The organism is Rhodobacter calidifons (genome assembly GCF_011174775.1).
Classification (GTDB): Bacteria; Pseudomonadota; Alphaproteobacteria; order Rhodobacterales; family Rhodobacteraceae; genus Tabrizicola; species Tabrizicola calidifons.
Genome location: NZ_JAANHS010000013.1, coordinates 30,562 through 46,912 on the forward strand (window position 1 = coordinate 30,562; position 16,351 = coordinate 46,912).

The 16,351-nt window shown below is 68.7% G+C and carries 17 protein-coding genes; all 17 read left to right on the plus strand.

Annotated features, from left to right (window positions below; translation table 11 throughout):
• Nucleotides 1-59 precede the first annotated feature (59 nt).
• The 17 genes from G8O29_RS14545 (at nucleotide 60) to G8O29_RS14625 (ending at nucleotide 16,311) form a co-directional block, all read left to right on the plus strand.
• Entirely contained in the window at nucleotides 60-356 is a 297-nt protein-coding gene (locus G8O29_RS14545; protein ID WP_242679126.1) for a DUF993 family protein, read from the plus strand.
• Nucleotides 356-1,246, plus strand: coding sequence for a substrate-binding domain-containing protein (locus G8O29_RS14550; protein ID WP_166403953.1), 891 nt, complete (start codon nucleotides 356-358; stop codon nucleotides 1,244-1,246). Before G8O29_RS14545 ends, G8O29_RS14550 begins: the two co-directional genes overlap by 1 nt.
• Complete coding sequence (locus G8O29_RS14555; RefSeq protein WP_166403954.1) at nucleotides 1,246-2,493, plus strand: glycerate kinase type-2 family protein; 1,248 nt, start codon at nucleotides 1,246-1,248, stop codon at nucleotides 2,491-2,493. The genes G8O29_RS14550 and G8O29_RS14555 overlap by 1 nt, the downstream gene beginning before the upstream one ends.
• Before the next feature lie 367 nt (nucleotides 2,494-2,860).
• Nucleotides 2,861-4,492 carry a GMC oxidoreductase gene (locus tag G8O29_RS14560; protein WP_367890186.1) on the plus strand — a complete coding sequence of 544 codons (1,632 nt, stop codon included), beginning with the start codon at nucleotides 2,861-2,863 and terminating at the stop codon, nucleotides 4,490-4,492.
• Complete coding sequence (locus G8O29_RS14565) at nucleotides 4,492-5,277, plus strand: SDR family oxidoreductase (RefSeq protein WP_166403956.1); 786 nt, start codon at nucleotides 4,492-4,494, stop codon at nucleotides 5,275-5,277. The genes G8O29_RS14560 and G8O29_RS14565 overlap by 1 nt, the downstream gene beginning before the upstream one ends.
• A 100-nt stretch (nucleotides 5,278-5,377) precedes the next feature.
• Nucleotides 5,378-6,307: an ACP S-malonyltransferase gene (fabD, locus tag G8O29_RS14570; protein ID WP_166403957.1), complete on the plus strand. Its 930-nt coding sequence runs from the start codon at nucleotides 5,378-5,380 to the stop codon at nucleotides 6,305-6,307.
• A gap of 11 nt (nucleotides 6,308-6,318) precedes the next feature.
• Nucleotides 6,319-7,056 carry a 3-oxoacyl-[acyl-carrier-protein] reductase gene (gene fabG / locus G8O29_RS14575; protein WP_166403958.1) on the plus strand — a complete coding sequence of 246 codons (738 nt, stop codon included), beginning with the start codon at nucleotides 6,319-6,321 and terminating at the stop codon, nucleotides 7,054-7,056.
• Between the two features lie 134 nt (nucleotides 7,057-7,190).
• Complete coding sequence (locus G8O29_RS14580; protein WP_128515501.1) at nucleotides 7,191-7,424, plus strand: acyl carrier protein; 234 nt, start codon at nucleotides 7,191-7,193, stop codon at nucleotides 7,422-7,424.
• Nucleotides 7,425-7,646: 222 nt separating this feature from the next.
• On the plus strand, nucleotides 7,647-8,594 hold the full coding sequence (locus G8O29_RS14585) for an arginase family protein (RefSeq protein ID WP_166403959.1): 948 nt from the start codon (nucleotides 7,647-7,649) through the stop codon (nucleotides 8,592-8,594).
• A gap of 171 nt (nucleotides 8,595-8,765) precedes the next feature.
• Nucleotides 8,766-10,025 (plus strand): beta-ketoacyl-ACP synthase II, encoded by a 1,260-nt coding sequence (fabF, locus tag G8O29_RS14590; RefSeq protein WP_166403960.1) that lies wholly within the window; start codon nucleotides 8,766-8,768, stop codon nucleotides 10,023-10,025.
• A 3-nt stretch (nucleotides 10,026-10,028) separates the two neighbouring features.
• Nucleotides 10,029-11,207, plus strand: a complete 1,179-nt coding sequence (gene mltG, locus G8O29_RS14595; RefSeq protein WP_166403961.1) for an endolytic transglycosylase MltG — start codon at nucleotides 10,029-10,031, stop codon at nucleotides 11,205-11,207.
• A gap of 261 nt (nucleotides 11,208-11,468) precedes the next feature.
• Nucleotides 11,469-11,726: a hypothetical protein gene (locus G8O29_RS14600; RefSeq protein WP_166403962.1), complete on the plus strand. Its 258-nt coding sequence runs from the start codon at nucleotides 11,469-11,471 to the stop codon at nucleotides 11,724-11,726.
• Entirely contained in the window at nucleotides 11,719-13,014 is a 1,296-nt protein-coding gene (locus tag G8O29_RS14605; protein ID WP_166403963.1) for a DNA-packaging protein, read from the plus strand. Before G8O29_RS14600 ends, G8O29_RS14605 begins: the two co-directional genes overlap by 8 nt.
• Nucleotides 13,015-13,103: 89 nt before the next feature.
• Nucleotides 13,104-14,279, plus strand: coding sequence for a phage portal protein (locus G8O29_RS14610; protein ID WP_166403964.1), 1,176 nt, complete (start codon nucleotides 13,104-13,106; stop codon nucleotides 14,277-14,279).
• On the plus strand, nucleotides 14,276-14,521 hold the full coding sequence (locus G8O29_RS14615) for a GTA head formation protein, RCAP_rcc01685 family (protein ID WP_166403965.1): 246 nt from the start codon (nucleotides 14,276-14,278) through the stop codon (nucleotides 14,519-14,521). Before G8O29_RS14610 ends, G8O29_RS14615 begins: the two co-directional genes overlap by 4 nt.
• A 4-nt stretch (nucleotides 14,522-14,525) precedes the next feature.
• Entirely contained in the window at nucleotides 14,526-15,077 is a 552-nt protein-coding gene (locus tag G8O29_RS14620) for an HK97 family phage prohead protease (RefSeq protein ID WP_166403966.1), read from the plus strand.
• A 37-nt stretch (nucleotides 15,078-15,114) separates the two neighbouring features.
• Nucleotides 15,115-16,311 carry a phage major capsid protein gene (locus tag G8O29_RS14625; RefSeq protein ID WP_166403967.1) on the plus strand — a complete coding sequence of 399 codons (1,197 nt, stop codon included), beginning with the start codon at nucleotides 15,115-15,117 and terminating at the stop codon, nucleotides 16,309-16,311.
• Nucleotides 16,312-16,351 lie beyond the last annotated feature (40 nt).

The following is a 16,351-nucleotide window of genomic DNA, read 5'->3' on the forward strand; positions in this document are numbered from 1 at the left end:
CGGCCGCCTCCTTACTGAAAAAGTTTGGAAGCTTCCATCATGCGTTTGGAATGCGCCAAATGCGGGGGAATCATGCGCTGGGCACTTGTCGGGGCAAGCACGATCGCGGCCGAGCACATAGTCGGCGAGCTGCGAACGGCACCTGGTTCTACAGGGCCGGCATCGCCTTCCTGTCCTGGCTGAAAGGCCACCAGACCGATTTCATCATGCCCGCAGGCTTCCAGTCGTCCCGCGACATCACCCATTATGCCCAGGTCTTCCGCCTTGCCGATGCCGCGGGCTTGCTTTCCGACCCCGATCTGGCAGAAGCACGGATGCAGACGCTTCTCGCACTCCACGGGATCGACCAGGACTGATGGGCAAACGGCCGACGATCATCGATGTGGCGACGCTGGCGGGCGTTTCCAGATCGACCGTCAGCCTGGTGCTGCAACACAGCCCGCTGGTGCGCGAGGAAACCCGCGAAGAGGTCCGTCGCGCCATGGCCCGGCCGGGCCATGTCTGCAACCGCGCCGCCGCCAATCTGCGTCGCGCCAATGCGGGCCTGATCGGCCTGGTCATCAACGATCTGCGCACCCCGTTCTTCACCGAATTCGCCACCTCGCTGCAAATGGCGCTTTCGGCGCGTGGCCATGCGACCGTCCTTGCCAATACCGACGAAGACCCCGCGCGACAGGCCCGGGTGGCGGGGGCGATGCCGGAACACGGGGTCTCTGCCCTGATCGTGTCGCCCGCCCAAGGCGAAGACAGCGCCTTCGAGGCCATCCTGCGCGCCAGGGTGCCGGTGCTTCAGGTCCTGCGCCAGGTCGTCCCCTCCGCCCGCGTTCCCTTCGCCGCGCCCGACTGCCCGACCGGGTCGCGCCTGGCCACCGAACACCTTCTGGCCCGCGGCGCGCGGCACATCGCCTCTGTCGGCGGCCTGGAAGGCCGGGCCGTGACGCAACTGCGCATGTCGGGCCATGTCGAAACCCTCGCCGCAAGGGGCCTGACCCCCCTCCACCTTCCCGGCCGCCCCTGCCGCCCCGGACAGGGCCGCGCGGTCGGCCCGGGCCTCAGGATCGCCGGCTTCGACGACATCGAGGATTGCGCCCAGGTCTTTCCTGCGCTGTCCCCGGTCCGCTGCGACATCGCGGGGTTCGGGCGGCAGATGGCGGAAACGGTGCTCGACTGGCTGGAAAACGACCGCCGCCCGCCTGCAAGAACCGTTACACCCGTCACATTGATCCCCCGCGCGTCGAGCCTTTGATGATCCCCGACCCCGCCCGCTTCCTGCGCCAGCTCTTCGATCGCGCGGTCGAGGTGGCCGACCCGATGCGCTCTCTGGCCGGTTTCCTGCCCGAAAGGCCGAAAGGCCGCGTTCTGGTGATCGGGGCCGGCAAGGCTTCGGCCCGCATGGCCGAGGCGGTCGAGGCCGCCTGGGGCCCCTGCGCGGGGCTGGTCATCACGCGCTACGGCTACGCGCGCCCCTGCCGGGGAATCGAGATCGTGGAAGCCGCCCATCCCGTGCCCGATGCCGCCGGGGTCGCAGCCACCGCGCGCATGCTGGCGCTGCTGGAGCACCTGACGGCAGAGGATTTCGTCCTCGCCCTGATTTCCGGCGGGGCCTCCGCGCTCCTCTGCGCCCCCGCCGAGGGGCTGACGCTGGCCGACAAGCAGGCGGTGAATGCCGCGCTTCTGGCCTCGGGCGCGCCGATCTCGGCGATGAACACGCTGCGCAAGCATCTCAGCCGGGTGAAGGGCGGCCAGCTGGCCGCCGCCGCCTATCCCGCGCGGATGCTGGCGCTCATGATTTCCGACGTGCCGGGGGACGATCCCGCCTTCATCGGCTCGGGCCCCACCGTCGGCGATGCCAGCAGCGTCCGGGACGCCCGCGCGATCATCGAGCGCTGGCAGATCCCGCTGCCCGATGCCGCCCTGGCAGCGCTGGCCCGATCCGGCGTCGTTCCGCCCGGTGACCCGCGCCTGTCGCGGACCGAGAACGTGATCTACGCCGCCCCCGCCCAGTCGCTTGCCGCCGCGGCCGCGCTGGCCGCGCCGCTCTGCGCGGTGCGCACCCTGGGCGACCGGCTGGAGGGCGAGGCGCGCGAGGTCGCCCGCGATCAGGCCGCGATGGCGGTCGGCATCGCGGCAGAGCTGAGCCCCGGCGACCGCCCGGTTCTCTTGCTGTCGGGGGGCGAGCTGACCGTCACCCGCCGCGGCGACGGGATCGGCGGCCCCAATGCCGAGTTCTGCCTGGCGCTGGCGCTGGCGCTGGACGGCCATCCCCGGATCCACGCCATCGCCTGCGATACCGACGGTGTGGACGGCGCGGCCGAAGTCGCGGGCGCCCTCATCGGCCCGCAGACGCTGACCCGGGCCTCCGGCGCCGCCGATGCGCTGCGGCGCAACGATGCGCATGGCTATTTTGCCCGCGCCAACGCCCAGGTCGTGACCGGCCCGACCCTGACCAATGTCAACGATTTCCGCGCGGTGCTGATCCTGCCGCCGGGCTGAGGTGACGCCTTTCCGCCCGGGAACGCGCCACCGGGCGGCATGACTTTGCTCAGGCCTGACCACTCTCCCACAAAATGCTTGAAACGAAACGGTTTCAGAGCCAGCTTGCCCGAAAAACCCGGCAAGGATGGCGGGCGGGAAAGTGGATCATCTGAAAAGGTTTGCACGTGCAACGCGGTGTCGGTGGCGCGCAGCGGTGCGGTGCGGTGCGGTGCGGTCGGCCTCTGTCGCTGTCTTGCTTCCGTCCTGCCGCAGCGGCGGCGCTTCCGGGGGGGCAGTCAGCTCGTCTCCGGTTGCAAGGCCTGTGCCATGGGCGGTCTGACGCGATGCGGCCGATGATTTGCCATGGCCTGCGGGATCTGTCCTGATGCCGATGCGGTCCTGGATCCCCTCGGTCATTGCCGGGCAGGCGCCGGCCCAGCTTGTGGCCGGCCAGGAATGGGACGTCATCGTGATCGGCACCGGCATCGGCGGGGGAATCGCCGGGCGGCGGTTGGCCGAAAGCGGACTTTCGGTGCTGTTCATCGAAAAGGGGCCACTTGGCTATCGGACCGAAAGCCAGGATCTGCGGCTTGACGTCGAGGACTACAACGCCCGGCAGATGCGGGGCTTCTGGCCGACCAGGGTCGAGGCGCAGATCGACGGCGGCCGGCCGCAGCGCTTCTTCGCCCCGATCGGCAGCGGGGTCGGCGGCACCTCGGTCTTCTATGCGGCGGCGGCGGAACGGCCCGAACGGCACGATCTGGAAACCGTGGGTGCGATGGCGCATCCGACCGGCGGCTGGCCGGTCGGCTACGATGCCTTTGTCCCCTATTTCGATCAGGCAGCCCGGCTTCTGTCGGTCCGCGGCGGGGCGGATCCGGCCTCCGGGCTGCCCGCGCCGCCCTTCGAACCGCCGCCGCTCAGCGCGGCCGAGACGGCCCTGTTCCAGGACCTGCGGGCTCTCGGCCTGCATCCCTACCGCGCGCACGAGGCGCTGCGCCGCCTGCCCGGCTGTGCGGGCTGCCTGGGCCGCAAATGCCCGCTGCCGTGCAAGATGGACGGCCGCTCGGCCGGGATCGAGCCGGCGATGGAAACCGGGCGCGCGACGCTGATGGCCAATGCCTCGGTCGAAGAGCTGATCGAAAGCGGCGGCCGGATCACCCAGGTCCGGGTGCGCCGGGCGGGCCATGACCTGCTGCTGACGGCGCCGGTCGTGGTCCTGGCCGCGGGTGCGCTGCATTCGCCGCGCATCCTTCTGGGCTCGACGGGGACGCATCCCGAAGGCTGCGCCAATTCCAGCGGCTGGGTCGGGCGCGGGCTGATGTTCCACCTCAGCGAGATGGTCGCGCTTTGGCCCCGGCGCGGCCAGCCTGCCTTCGGGGCGACGCGGGCTCTGGCCTTCCGGGATCTCTATGCCCATGGCGGCATGCGGCTGGGACTGGTGCAGTCGATGGGTCTTTCGGCCGATGCCGGGCATATCGCGGCCCATCTGAAGGACCGGATCGCGAAATCCCGCCTGGCGCGCCTGCCGGGGGTGGGGCGGCTGGCAACCCTGCTGGCCCGGATCGGGGGGCTGGTGTTCGGCAAGGCGACGGTTCTGGTCGGCGTGCTGGAAGACCTGCCCTATTTCGACAACCTGGTGCAGCGTCATCCCGAGGATCCGGACGTGCCCTTGATCCGATACCGGCTGCACGACGAGCTGCTGGAGCGCCGGGCCGTGTTCCGCCGGGCGATCCGCCGGGTGCTTGGCCGTGGGCGGACGCTGCTGCTCGGCTTCTCTCCGGCGCTGAACTTCGGTCATCCCTGCGGCACGCTGCGCTTCGGGTCCGATCCGCGGACCTCGGTGCTGGATGCCAACTGCAAGGCGCATGACCTGGACAACCTCTACGTCGCCGATGCCTCGTTCCTGCCCACGTCGATGGGGGTGAACCCCAGCCTGACGATCGCGGCCAATGCCCTGCGGGTCGCGGACGTTATCGCGTCCCGCCTTCAGGCAGAAAGGCGGAAAGCGGTGTGATGCAGGACAGTCCGATCAGGACCGGCGCGCCGGACGCGGTGGCGGTGGTCACGGGGGCAGGCAGCGCCATCGGTCGCGCGCTTGCGGCGGCGCTTGCCTTGCGCGGCGTGGCCGTGGCGGCCATCTCTGCCGCGCCCCATGACGCCGACCCGGCCGCCGACCTGCCCGCCGACCTGCCCGCCATCCTGACCCTCGTCGCCGATGTCCGCGACCCGGCGGCGGTCAGCGAGACCTTCGACCGGATCCGCGAACGCCTGGGCCCGCCCACGATCCTGATCAACGGGGCCGAGGTCTATCCGCACCGCGACATCCTGGAAGAGACGCCGCAAAGCTTCATGGATACGGTGCAGCTCAACCTGGGCGGGGCCTTCAACTGCTGCCACGCGGTGCTGCCGCAGATGGTGGCCGCGGGCCGAGGGCGGATCATCAACATCGTGACCTTCGCCGACATCCAGCCCGCGCCGCTGGCCGCGGGATATTCGGTGTCCAAGGGTGCCCTGCGCATCCTGACCCGGGCGCTGGTCGCCGATCTGGGCGACCGCTTTCCCGGTATCGTCATCAACGACTGGATTCCCGGCACCCATACCCCGCGCAGGGGGATTCCGGACGGGGTGGACCCGCGCCTTGCCGCCGAATGGGGCGCCGACCTCGCGCTGCTCGACGACCGGTCGATCAACGGTCGCCTCTTCCTGCGCGACTGCGAACATCAGCCGGCCCAGACCCTGCGCGGCCGGCTGAAGGATCGGGTGCTGGGCCGGGGCAGGGTGCGGGTGCGGCTGAAATAGGCCGGCAACCCGGCGCGTCGCGCCCCCCGGTGTGCCCCCAGGGTGATTGCAGAACCGCGCCCGCCGCGCTATCCCGGTCCTGACCGCGACAGGGGGAAACATGAGCCGCGCATTCGTCTTTCCGGGGCAGGGCGCCCAGACCATCGGCATGGGCAAGGCGCTTGCCGCGGCCTATCCGGCCGCCAGGGCCGTCTTCGACGAAGTGGACGCAGCACTTGGCGAGAAACTCTCGACGCTGATCTGGGAGGGCGACATCGCCGAGCTGACCCTGACGCAGAACGCCCAGCCCGCGTTGATGGCCACCTCGATCGCCGCGCTCCGGGCGCTGGAGGCCGAAGGCTTCGGCCTCGATCAGGCCAGCTTCGTCGCCGGGCATTCCTTAGGCGAATATTCCGCCCTCTGCGCCGCCGGTTCGCTGACCCTGTCCGACACCGCCCGCCTTCTGCGCATCCGCGGCCGCGCGATGCAAGAGGCCGTGCCCGTGGGCGTCGGCGCGATGGCCGCGCTTCTGGGCCTGGACTTCGAAACCGCGACCGCCGTCGCGCAAGAGGCCGCCCAGGGCGAGGTCTGCCAGGCCGCCAACGACAACGACCCCGCGCAGGTCGTCGTGTCCGGCCACAAGGGCGCCGTCGAACGCGCGGTCGAGATCGCCAAGGCCAGGGGCGCGAAACGCGCGCTGCTGCTCCCCGTCTCCGCCCCCTTCCACTGCGCCCTGATGCAGCCCGCCGCCCGGGTGATGACCGAGGCGCTGGCCGCCGTCCCGATCATGAAGCCCGCCGTCCCGGTGGTGGTCAACGTCCGCGCCGAAGCGGTGATGGAGCCCGACCGCATCAAGGACCTGCTGGTGGCGCAGGTCACGGGGTCCGTCCGCTGGCGCGAAAGCGTGCTGTGGATGGAAACCGCCGGCGTCACCGAGTTCTGGGAGATCGGCGCCGGCAAGGCGCTGTCGGGCATGATCAAGCGCATCGCCCCCGCTGCGGCGACCCGCGCCATCGGCACCCCCGAAGACATTGCCGCCCTCAAGGCGTGAAGGAGAAACCCATGTTCGACCTGACCGGCAAATCCGCCCTTGTCACCGGCGCTTCCGGTGGCATCGGCGCCGAGATCGCCCGCGCTTTGCACGCCGCCGGGGCCACCGTCGGCCTTTCGGGCACCCGGGTGGAACCGCTGGAGGCGCTGGCGGCCGATCTGGGCTCCCGCGCCCATGTCCTGCCCTGCAACCTGTCGAACCCCGAAGAGGTCGAGGGCCTGGTGAAACGCGCGGCCGAGGCGATGGGGTCGGTGGATATCCTTGTCAACAACGCAGGCATCACCCGCGACGGGCTGGCCATGCGGATGTCGGACGCGGACTGGCAAGCGGTGATCGACGTGAACCTGACGGCGCCCTTCCGCCTCTGCCGCGCGGCGATCCGAGGCATGATGAAGGCGCGCTGGGGGCGGATCGTCAACATCTCCTCGGTTGTGGGGCGCGCGGGCAATGCGGGACAGGCGAACTATGCCGCCTCGAAGGGTGGCCTCGTCGCCATGTCCAAGTCGCTGGCCGAGGAAGTCGCCAGCCGCGGCATCACGGTGAACTGCGTGGCGCCCGGCTTCATCGAAACCGCGATGACCGAAAAGCTGAACGACCAGCAGCGCGAAACGATCCTCGCCTCGGTCCCCACAGGCCGGATGGGCACGCCGCAGGAAATCGCCGCTGCCGTCGTCTATCTCGCCTCGCCGGAAGCCGCCTATGTCACCGGTGCGACGCTGCATGTGAACGGCGGGATGGACATGGTGTGACGCGTCCCGCGCAAGTCAGGTTAAAGCGTTTGCCATAGGCGCGGACCCTTGCTATAGGCGCGCAGGAACGACGCCCGGCGACGGGCAGAACGAAAGGGCCGGACCGGAGTCCGGCCGCAGATAGAGGAACGGACATGAGCGACATCGCTGATCGCGTGAAGAAGATCGTCGTCGAGCATCTGGGCGTCGAAGCCGACAAGGTGACGGAATCGGCCTCGTTCATCGACGACCTGGGTGCGGATTCGCTCGACACGGTCGAGCTGGTCATGGCTTTCGAGGAAGAGTTCGGGATCGAGATCCCCGATGACGCCGCCGAGACCATCCAGACCTTCGGCGACGCGGTGAAATTCATCTCGGAAGCCGCCTAAGGCGCTTTCGTCCGGTTTCGGACCGCAGGGCACCCTTCGGGGTGCCTTTTGCGTTCAGGGTCGGGCAAGGCGGTGCAAATCTTTTCGAAAAGATTTGCAAAATCCTTCGAAGGATTTTGGCCCGGCCGCGCCGTATCGGCGAAGGTGCGCCGCTGCGCCCGTCGATGGCCTTGCCAGCCTGTCAGCCGACCCGCAGAGTGAAGTCGGGATGAGGAGGCGCGCATGACCGGCAACAGCGCACTTGGCACCATGTTCGGCGCGTCCGGCGTCGAAACCTTCATGGGCATCCCGCGCAGCCGCGACCTGTCGCGCCTGACGGCCAGGATGGCGCTGATCGGGGCGGATGGCTCCACGCCTTACCCCTCGGTCGGTTTCTACTGTGCGGGCGGCCCGGCGGCGATCCGGGCGGCGGGGGCGGCCTACGCGGCGAACCTCGGGCACATGAATTTCGATCTGGGCGGGCCGGTCTTTCCCGGTGGCGTCGCTGCCGTGGATGCGGGCGACCTGCCGCAGGACATCGCGGACCCGGCGGGAAACCGGGCGCGGATCTTCGGGGCGGTCAGCCAGGTGCTGGACCGGGGCGGGGTGCCGATGCTGATCGGTGGCGACGACAGCCTGCCGATTCCGATGATCGAGGCTTATGGCGCGCGGGGGCGGGGCTGCACGATCCTCCAGATCGACGCGCATATCGACTGGCGCGACGAGGTGCGGGGCGAACGGCTGGGCCTGTCCTCGACCATGCGGCGGGCCTCCGAGATGGAGCATGTCGAGGCGATCATCCAGGTCGGCCAGCGCGGCATCGGCTCGGCCCGGGTGCAGGATGTGGCGGATGCAGAGGCCTGGGGCGTGGGCTTCGTCCCGGCCGGAGAAGTCGCGCGTTACGGGATCGCCCGGGCGCTGGACCTGATCTCGGACGGGGCCGAGGTGATCATCTGCCTCGACCTCGATGCGCTTGACCCCTCCGTGATGCCTGCCGTGATCGGGCGGACGGCGGGGGGGCTTGGCTACTGGCAGGTGCTGGAGCTGATCGCGGGCGTGGCAGAAAAGGCGCGGATCGTGGGGTTCGACATGGTGGAATTCATGCCGGACCGCGACATCGACGGGCAGGGTGCGGCGGTGGCGGCGCAGCTTCTGGCCGCCGTCATGGGCATCGTGGCGCGGCAGGGGTAAGGGTTAACCGATCCTGAACGCCCACAGGCAAGCCTTTGATTTCGCTGCATCCCAAAAAGGCGCCGCGCGCGGCGCGCCCCTCGCCCCGCCGATCCGCCCGCCCCAAGGTTGCGCGGGGCAGGGGGGCCGTGTATCACCCGGGGCAAAGCCTGATCCGTGAGGGAGAAGAGAATGCGGCGTGTCGTCGTCACCGGTCTTGGAATGGTCACCCCTCTGGCCTGCGGGGTGGAAGAGACCTGGAGCCGCCTTCTGGCCGGCCAGTCCGGGGCCGGGACGATCACCAGGTTCGACACCTCGAATGTCGTCACCCAATACGCCTGCGAGATCCCGAAGGGCGACGGCAGCGACGGGACCTTCAACCCCGACGACTGGATGGAGCCGAAAGAGCAGCGCAAGGTCGATGACTTCATCATCTACGGGATGGCCGCAGCCGTGCAGGCGGTGCGGGACGCCGGGTGGGAGAACCCGTCGGAAGAGGAAAAGCTGCGGACCGGGGTGATGATCGGCTCGGGCATCGGCGGGCTGAACTCGATCGCCGAGACGGCGGTCATGATCAAGGAGAAGGGGCCCAAGCGGGTCTCGCCCTTCTTCATCCCCGGCGCGCTGATCAACCTGGTCTCGGGGCAGGTGTCGATCCGCTTCGGCTTCAAGGGGCCGAACCATGCGGTGGTGACGGCCTGCTCGACCGGCGCCCATGCCATCGGCGATGCGGCGCGGCTGATCCAGTGGGGCGATGCCGACGTGATGATCGCGGGCGGGACGGAAAGCCCGATCAGCGAGATCGGGATCGCCGGGTTCAACGCCTGCAAGGCCCTGTCCACCAAGCGGGCCGATGAGCCGCAAAAGGCGTCCCGCCCTTATGACGCCGACCGCGACGGGTTCGTGATGGGCGAGGGCGCGGGCATCGTGGTGCTGGAGGAATACGAGCACGCCAGGGCGCGCGGCGCGAAGATCTATGCCGAGGTGCTGGGCTATGGCCTGTCTGGCGATGCCTACCACATCACCGCGCCCAGCGAGGACGGCGATGGCGGGTTCCGGTCCATGTCGGCGGCGCTGAAGCGGGCGGGGCTCGCGCCCTCGGCCATCGACTACATCAACGCGCATGGCACCTCGACCATGGCCGACACGATCGAACTGGGCGCGGTGGAGCGGCTGTTGGGCGACCACGCGCCGAATGCCACGATGTCCTCGACCAAGTCGTCCATCGGGCATCTTCTGGGGGCGGCGGGCGCGGTGGAGGCGATCTTCTGCGTGCTGGCGATCCGGGATCAGGTCGCCCCGCCGACGATCAACCTGGACAACCCGGCCGTCCAGCCGAAGCTGGACCTGGCGCCCAACAGGGCGGTGAAGCGCCGGATCGACGTGGCGCTGTCCAACAGCTTCGGCTTTGGCGGGACGAATGCAAGCCTTGTCCTGGGCAAGGTGCGCTGAGCGATGTGGCGGTCCATCGCCTCGAACGCGCTGACGCTGTTCATCGTGATCCTGATCGGGATGGCGGCGCTGGTGGCCTGGGGGCGGAACGAGTTCTTCGCCGCCGGCCCGCTGCAACAGCCGATCTGCCTTGAGGTGGAGCGCGGCGCCTCGCTTTCGGCGGTCAGCCGGACGCTGGAACAGCGCGGTGCGATCAGCGATGCCCGGATCTTCCGGATCGGAGCGGAATATGCCGACCTGGCAGGCGATCTGAAGTTCGGCAGCTACAAGCTGCCAGCCGGCGCCAGCATGGCGCAGGTGCTGGAGGCCATCACCACCAGCGGCAGATCGACCTGCGGACGCGACCTGAATTTCCGGATCGGGGTGACGCGTGCGGATGTGGTGCTGAGCGAACTGGATCTGGCGACAAACTCCTATGCCGAAGTGGTCCGGTTCGATGCCGGTGCCACACCCCTGCCGCCGGAATATCTGGAGGTTTCGGACGACCCGGCGCTGACACTGCGCATCACGGTGGCAGAGGGCGTGACAAGCTGGCAGATCGTGGATGCCCTGAAGAAGGCGGACTTCCTGCAAGGTGCGCTGGAGACGGTGCCCCCGGAAGGCAGCCTTGCACCCGGCGGCTACGAGGTCGAACGCGGCACGCAACGCGCGGCGGTGATTGCCAGCATGACCGCCAAGCAGGCCGCGATCCTGGCGGCGGCCTGGGAGGCGCGGGCGCCGGACCTGCCCTATGACACGCCACAAGAGGCGCTGATCATGGCCTCGATCATCGAGAAGGAGACCGGGGTGCCCGAGGAGCGCGGCAGGGTGGCCAGTGTCTTTGTCAACCGTCTGCGCCAGGGGATGCGCTTGCAGACCGACCCGACGGTGATCTACGGCATCACCAGGGGCGAAGGGGTGCTCGGGCGCGGCCTGCGGCAAAGCGAACTGCGCCGCGAGACGCCCTACAATACCTATGTGATCAACGGCTTGCCGCCGACCCCGATTGCCAACCCGGGTGCCGAGGCGATCAGGGCCGCCGTGAACCCCGACAAGACGGACTATCTGTTCTTCGTGGCCGACGGCACCGGAGGCCACGCCTTCGCAGCGACCCTTGAAGAGCACAACCGGAACGTCGCGGCCTGGCGCAAGATCGAGGCGGCCCAGGGTGCGACGGAAGAAGGGGGCGTGCAGGGGGAATAGCGGTTAACGATCCGTGAAGCCGGCGCGCGCCAAGTCATTGATATAACGCAGTTTCATCTTGACTCTGCGCGCGGTCTGATGTAGAGATCGTGGCATGCTTGAAGAAGTGTCGAAGCGGCCCGGGGTGCCCCCCGTCGGCCGCTTTTCCATTTCTCTCGTGCGGGGCAGCATGAGGGGTGTCGGGACCAGATGACAGTGCGGTTCACGGGGGACGGGCCCACTCCGGAAGAAGTTCTGGGGAGCGCGGAACGGCTTTACGGCATGGCGGTGATGGAGCTGGAGCGCACCATCGACGCGATCCGTGCCGGGGAATTCAACGAGGTTAAGGCAGCACAGACGGCGATCCGCGAGCTTCGCGCGACAGCGCTTGCCGTGTTGCAGGAAAGGGGAAAAGTTGACCAACTTCGCAAGCAGATCGCCGGCCATGTCGGAGCCGGAGGAGCGCTCGACCTTGACGAGGCCCGAGCTGAAATCGGGCGCCGCCTGGCTTGCCTCCGCAGCGCCGGAGGAGGTGGATGAGTTTTTGGGTGGCCTGAGCCGGAATGCGCTTCTGGCGCTGCCCTGGGTGTTCGAGTTCTGGGCGTTGCCGCATCAGTTGCCGCCACGGGGGGCCTGGAAGACCTGGGTCATCATGGGCGGGCGCGGCGCGGGCAAGACGCGGGCGGGCGCGGAATGGGTGCGGGCGCAGGTCGAGGGTGCGGGGCCTGCAGACCCCGGGAAATGTCGGCGGGTTGCGCTGGTGGGCGAGACGATCGACCAGGTGCGCGACGTGATGGTGCTGGGGGAGAGCGGGATTGTCGCTTGCTCTCCGCCCGACCGGAAGCCGGAGTGGCTGGCATCGAAGAACCAGCTTCTGTGGCCGAACGGGGCGGTGGCGCAGGTGTTCTCGGCGCATGAGCCCGAGGCGATGCGGGGGCCGCAGTTCGATGCGGCCTGGGCGGACGAGCTGGGCAAGTTGAAGAAGGGGGCGGAGGCCTGGGATCAGTTGCAGTTCGCGCTGCGGCTGGGGCGGAACCCGCAGCAGGTGGTGACGACGACGCCGCGCAATGTGGCGGTGCTGAAGGCGATCCTGAAGAACCCCTCGACCGTCATCACCCATGCGCCGACCGAGGCGAACCGGGCCTATCTGGCAGAAAGTTTCCTGGCGGAAGTGCAGGCGCGCTATGGCGGGACGAAGTTCGGCCGGCAGGAGCTGGAGGGCGTGCTGATCGAGGAGGCGGACGGGGCGCTGTGGACGCACCAGATGCTGGAGGCGGCGCGGGTGGACGAGGTGCCGGCGTTCAACCGGGTTGTGGTGGCGGTGGACCCTCCGGTCACGTCGATGAAGTCGAGCGACGAGTGCGGGATCATCGTGGTCGGCGCCGATACGCGGGGCGAACCGAAGGACTGGCGGGCGGTGGTGCTGGAGGATGCCTCGGTCAAGGGGGCGACGCCGGAGGGCTGGGCGCGGGCGGCGCTGGCGGCGATGGAGCGGCACGGGGCGGACCGGCTGGTGGCCGAGGTGAACCAGGGCGGCGATCTGGTGGAGCAGATGGTGCGGATGATCGACCCGCTGGTGCCGTTCCGGGCGGTCCATGCGACGCGGGCGAAATGGCTGCGGGCCGAGCCGGTGGCCGCGCTTTATGAGCAGGGGCGCGTCAAGCATGTGCGGGGGCTGGGCGCGCTGGAAGAGCAGATGGGCATGATCACGGCGGTGGGCTGGCAGGGGGCGGGGTCTCCGGACCGGCTGGATGCGCTGGTCTGGGCGTTGACCGACCTGATGATCACCCCGTTGCAGGCCGGGCGTCCGAGCGTTCGGTCGCTTTAGCGGATCCAGAGGAATTGCGGGTCATATGGCCGGGCGCATCAGGCGGCCCGGACGGTCGGGCACGGCCCGGGGCATGAAGGAGTGCGAGGATGGTCTTCGATTTTCTGCGGAAGGCGCCGGTGGCGGTTCCGGAACGCAAGGCTTCGGCCGTGGGTCGGGTGATCGCCTGGGGAAGCGCGGGCCGCGTGGCCTGGAGCCCTCGGGACACGGTCAGCCTGACGCGGACGGGGTTTCAGGGCAATCCGGTGGGGTTCCGCGTCGTGCGGCTGATCGCCGAGGCGGCGGCGGCGCTGCCTCTGGTGTGCCAGACACATGAGCAAAGGTTCGAAAGCCATCCGGTGCTGGACCTGATCTCGCGTCCCAATGGCGCGCAGGGGCGGGCGGAGTTTCTGGAGGCGGTCTATGGCTATCTGCTGTTGTCCGGGAACGCCTATGTCGAGGCGGTGCCGGGCGTCGGCGCGATGCCGGGCGAGCTGCATGTGCTGCGGTCGGACCGGATGAACCTGGTCCCCGGCGCGGATGGCTGGCCGGTGGCCTATGACTACACCGTCAGCGGGCGGACGCATCGCTATGACGTGACGGGCGAGATGAGCCCGATCTGTCACCTCAAGACCTTCCATCCGCAGGACGACCATTACGGCTTTTCGCCGATGCAGGCGGCGGCGGTGGCGGTGGATGTGCACAACAGCGCTTCCAGCTGGTCGAAGGCGTTGCTGGACAACGCCGCGCGGCCTTCGGGGGCGATCGTCTACAAGGGGGCGGACGGGGCGGCGAGCCTGTCGTCCGACCAGTACGAGCGGCTGGTGGCCGAGATGGAGGCGCATCATCAGGGCGCGCGCAACGCTGGCCGTCCGATGCTGCTGGAGGGGGGCCTCGACTGGAAGCCGATGGGGTTCAGCCCATCCGACATGGAGTTCCAGAAGACCAAGGAAGCCGCCGCGCGGGAGATCGCGATTGCCTTCGGCGTGCCGCCGATGCTGCTGGGCATCCCGGGCGACGCGACCTATGCCAATTATCAGGAGGCCAACCGCGCCTTCTTCCGGCTGACCGTGTTGCCGCTGGCGACCAAGGTCCTGGCGGACCTGGCGCATTGGCTGTCACGGTTCGCCGGCGAGGAGGTGGACCTGAAACCCGATCTGGATCAGGTCCCCGCGCTGGCCTCGGAGCGCGACCAGCAATGGGCGCGGGTGGCGGCGGCCGATTTTCTGACGGTGGCGGAAAAGCGGATGCTGCTGGGTCTGCCGAAGCTGACGGAGGCGGAATGACCGCGCGACGGAGCGAGGGCGGATCGCGCTTTGTCTACGACAGTTTCGATGCGGCCGCGGCGCGGATCGAGGCGAACGAGCGCGTGGCGAACGAACGCTGGGCGGCGCTGGAGTATCGGCTGGGGCTGATCGAGGCCACGCTGGAGCGGCTGGAGAAACGGATCTGGGTCGGCGTCTACGGTGTGGCGGCGTTCATGTTGGCGCAGATGGCCGAGACGGTCATCAGGGCAGGGATGAGGTGAGGCGATGAGCGAATACGGAGCGCCGGAGCGGAAGTTCCAGCAGAGTGACGCGGGCCTGGTGGTGACGGAGGGCCATTTGGTGGAGGGCTATGCGTCCCTTTTCGGTAAGACCGACCAGGGTGGCGACATCGTGCAGAAGGGCGCCTATGCCGCGAGCCTGAAGCGGCTGGCGGCGCGGGGCGGGCGGGTCAAGATGCTGTGGCAGCACGATCCGGGCCAGCCCATCGGCGTCTGGGACGAAGTGCGCGAGGATGCCACCGGCCTCTGGGTCAAGGGGCGCATCCTGACCGAGGTGGAGCGGGGCCGCGAGGTGGCGGCCCTGGTTCAGGCCGGGGCGATCGACGGGCTCTCCATCGGCTATCGCACGGTCAAGGCGGAACGCGACCGCAAGGGCAGGCGCCTGTTGTCGGAGTTGGAGCTTTGGGAAGTGTCGCTGGTGACCTTCCCGATGCTTCCCGAGGCGCGGGTCGCGGCCAAGGCAGATGACCTGGACGACGGTTGGCGCCATATCGCGACGGTCTTCGAAGCCGCGCGCCGCAGTCTGGCCGGGCAATAGCGCGGGCCGTCCCAACTGACAGAAGAAGGATGAAGAGATGACCGAGACGAAGGCTCGGGCCGGGGAAGGCTTGCCCCAGGCCCAGACGGCAGCCGCCGAGGCGAAGGCGGCCATGACCGGGTTCCTGACAGAGTTCAACCGCTTTCAGGACGAAGTGAAATCCAAGCTGAAACATCAGGAAGAGCGACTGACCATGCTGAACGCAAAGACGATGTCCTATGGCCGCCCGGCGCTTTCGGCCCGCGCGGAAACCGAGGCCCCGCATCAGAAGGCGTTCAACGCCTATCTGCGCACGGGCGACGATGACGGCCTGCGCGGCCTGGCGCTGGAAGGCAAGGCGATGAGCACCACGATTGCCGCCGACGGTGGCTATCTGGTCGATCCGCAGACCGCCGACCGCATCCGGTCGATGCTGTTCGCGACTTCGAGCCTGCGCTCGGTGGCCAATGTCGTGCAGGTGGAGGCCAGCTCGTTCGACGTGATCGTCGACCGGTCGGAAGTGGGCTCGGGCTGGGCCACCGAAACGGCGGCCACCACCGAGACCGCGACGCCGATCATCGAGCGCATCTCGATCAAGCTGCACGAACTGGCGGCGATGCCGAAAGCGAGCCAGCGGCTGCTGGACGACAGCGCCTTCGACGTCGAAGGCTGGCTGGCCGAGAAGATCGCGACCCGCTTCATCCGGGCGGAGGCCGCGGCCTTCATCAGCGGCGACGGAGTGGACAAGCCGCGCGGCATCCTGGACCCGACCAAGGTGGCCAATGCGTCCTGGACCTGGGGCAACATCGGCTATGTGCCCACGGGTGCCGCATCGGACTTTGCCACCACCAATCCGGCCGACTGCATCGTCAACCTAGTCTATGCGCTGGGCGCGGATTATCGCGCGAACGGAACCTTCGTGATGAATTCGAAGACCGTGGGTGCAGTGCGCAAGATGAAGGACGGCGACGGCCGGTTCCTGTGGTCGGATGGCCTGGCGGCGGGCGAGCCCTCGCGGCTGATGGGCTATCCGGTGCTGGTCTGCGAGGACATGCCCGACGTGGGCGCGAACGCCTTCCCCATCGCCTTCGGCGATTTCCGCGCCGCCTATACCGTGGCAGAGCGGCCTGACCTGCGGATCCTGCGCGACCCGTTCTCGGCCAAGCCGAATGTCCTGTTCTATGCCAACAAGCGCGTGGGCGGCGACATCACCGATTATGCGGCGATCAAGCTGCTGCGCGTCGCGGTGTCCTGATGACATCGGCCCGGTCCCCGTCCTGGGGCCGGGCCGCACC

Excerpts from the sequence above, each read along its gene's own strand:
- mltG (WP_166403961.1), top strand. The coding sequence starts at position 10,029 with ATGTGGCGGTCCATCGCCTCGAACGCGCTGACGCTGTTCATCGTGATC.
- G8O29_RS14600 (WP_166403962.1), top strand. The coding sequence starts at position 11,469 with ATGGCGGTGATGGAGCTGGAGCGCACCATCGACGCGATCCGTGCCGGG.
- G8O29_RS14565 (WP_166403956.1), top strand. The coding sequence starts at position 4,492 with ATGCAGGACAGTCCGATCAGGACCGGCGCGCCGGACGCGGTGGCGGTG.
- G8O29_RS14580 (WP_128515501.1), top strand. The coding sequence starts at position 7,191 with ATGAGCGACATCGCTGATCGCGTGAAGAAGATCGTCGTCGAGCATCTG.
- G8O29_RS14625 (WP_166403967.1), top strand. The coding sequence starts at position 15,115 with ATGACCGAGACGAAGGCTCGGGCCGGGGAAGGCTTGCCCCAGGCCCAG.
- fabF (WP_166403960.1), top strand. The coding sequence starts at position 8,766 with ATGCGGCGTGTCGTCGTCACCGGTCTTGGAATGGTCACCCCTCTGGCC.
- G8O29_RS14610 (WP_166403964.1), top strand. The coding sequence starts at position 13,104 with ATGGTCTTCGATTTTCTGCGGAAGGCGCCGGTGGCGGTTCCGGAACGC.
- fabD (WP_166403957.1), top strand. The coding sequence starts at position 5,378 with ATGAGCCGCGCATTCGTCTTTCCGGGGCAGGGCGCCCAGACCATCGGC.
- G8O29_RS14560 (WP_367890186.1), top strand. The coding sequence starts at position 2,861 with ATGCCGATGCGGTCCTGGATCCCCTCGGTCATTGCCGGGCAGGCGCCG.
- fabG (WP_166403958.1), top strand. The coding sequence starts at position 6,319 with ATGTTCGACCTGACCGGCAAATCCGCCCTTGTCACCGGCGCTTCCGGT.
- G8O29_RS14620 (WP_166403966.1), top strand. The coding sequence starts at position 14,526 with ATGAGCGAATACGGAGCGCCGGAGCGGAAGTTCCAGCAGAGTGACGCG.
- G8O29_RS14555 (WP_166403954.1), top strand. The coding sequence starts at position 1,246 with ATGATCCCCGACCCCGCCCGCTTCCTGCGCCAGCTCTTCGATCGCGCG.
- G8O29_RS14585 (WP_166403959.1), top strand. The coding sequence starts at position 7,647 with ATGACCGGCAACAGCGCACTTGGCACCATGTTCGGCGCGTCCGGCGTC.
- G8O29_RS14550 (WP_166403953.1), top strand. The coding sequence starts at position 356 with ATGGGCAAACGGCCGACGATCATCGATGTGGCGACGCTGGCGGGCGTT.
- G8O29_RS14545 (WP_242679126.1), top strand. The coding sequence starts at position 60 with ATGCGGGGGAATCATGCGCTGGGCACTTGTCGGGGCAAGCACGATCGC.
- G8O29_RS14615 (WP_166403965.1), top strand. The coding sequence starts at position 14,276 with ATGACCGCGCGACGGAGCGAGGGCGGATCGCGCTTTGTCTACGACAGT.